The sequence below is a fragment of the Rhodoferax sp. GW821-FHT10B06 genome (assembly GCF_059415605.1).
This window is the reverse complement of sequence record NZ_JBWKNO010000037.1, coordinates 1-1,539: the sequence shown is the minus strand read 5'-3', so window position 1 is coordinate 1,539 and position 1,539 is coordinate 1. Positions and strand designations below refer to the sequence as shown.

Sequence of the window (1,539 nt, the reverse complement as noted above, 5' to 3'; positions counted from 1 at the left end):
CAACAGCAGCACTGGAACACCGCAGCCCTGCACCCAAAGCCGTCAGCCTTCATCCCACTCCCCCAGGCCCTGGGCACCCAGGCCCACACCCTGGGCCCCCGTACCGCCCTGCGCCAGGGCGACACCGTCGTCAGCTGGCACGACCTGGAAGAACGCTCCAACCGCCTGGCCCACCGCCTCATCGCCCACGGCGTAGGCGCCGAAGTCCGCGTCGGCCTCAGCATGGCGCGCAGCCCGGACATGGTCATCGCCCTCCTGGCCATCCTCAAAGCCGGCGGCGCCTTCGTCCCCCTGGACCCCGGCTACCCATCGGAGCGCCTGGCCTATATGTGCCAGGACGCCGGCATCCGCCACCTGCTCACCCAGCGCGGCCTGGACACCCCCTGGGTACAGACACAGACCGACAGCCTGGACATCCTCTGCATCGAAGACACTGAAGACACGGAAGGGGCATGGCCCGCCACCGCACCCGCCGTGGCCATCCACCCCGCCCAAAGCGCCTACCTCATCTACACCTCCGGCTCCACCGGCCAGCCCAAAGGCGTCTGCGTCGAACACGGCCCCCTGGCCCGGCACTGCCAGGCCATAGGCCAGCGCTACCAGATGGGGCCGCAGGACAAAGTCCTGCACTTCGCCTCCATCAACTTCGACCTGGCCCATGAATACTGGCTCATGCCCCTGCTGTTCGGAGCCGAGCTCCTCATCAGCGACCCCAGCCTGTGGAGCCCGGCCCAGGCCTGCACCCAGATGGCCCACCACGGCACCACCGTTGCCGCCTTCCCCCCCAGCTACCTGGTTCAGCTGGCCGAAGCCGCCCACAGCTTGCTGCAGCATCCTGCGCCGGATACCCCGGCCCTGGCCCTGCGTGTACTCGCCTTTGGTGGCGAAGCCCTGTCACGCGAACACTTCGAACGCGTGCGCCAGGTCTTCGCCCCGGCCACCCTGATCAACGGCTACGGCCCCACCGAAACCGTGATCTCCCCCATGCTGTGGACCACCACCCCGGACAGCGATCCGGCACAGTGGCAGCACAGCCCCTACCTGCCCATAGGCACGGCCGTGGGCAACCGCAGCGCCTGGGTGCTGGACGACAGCCTCAACCCCTTGCCCGTGGGGGTGGCCGGAGAACTCTACCTGGGCGGCCCCGAGCTGGCCCGTGGCTACCACCAGCGCCCCGGCCTGAGCGCCGAACGCTTCATCCCCGACCCCTGGGGCCAGGGCAGCCGCCTGTACCGCACCGGCGACCAGGTCCGCTGGAGAGCCGACGGCGGCATGGACTACCTGGGCCGGCTGGACCACCAAGTCAAGCTGCGCGGCCTGCGCATTGAGCTGGGCGAGATCGAAGCCCGGCTGCTGGCCTGTGCGGGCATGCGTGAAGCCGCAGTGGTGGTGCACGGGGAGGGCGCCAGTGCGCAGCTGCTGGGCTACTGGGTGGCCCAGCAGCAAGAGCAGCAGGAAGAACCACTGCAAGAAGAACAGCTGCGCCAGCAACTGGCGCAGCAACTACCCGAATACATGGTGCCGGCGCAGCTGATACGG

The 1,539-nt window shown here is 68.9% G+C and carries 1 protein-coding gene; it reads left to right on the top strand.

The window, feature by feature from the left end:
* A partial coding sequence (locus AC07O2_RS25925; RefSeq protein WP_495234990.1) for an amino acid adenylation domain-containing protein occupies window positions 1–1,539 on the top strand: 1,539 nt, incomplete at both ends.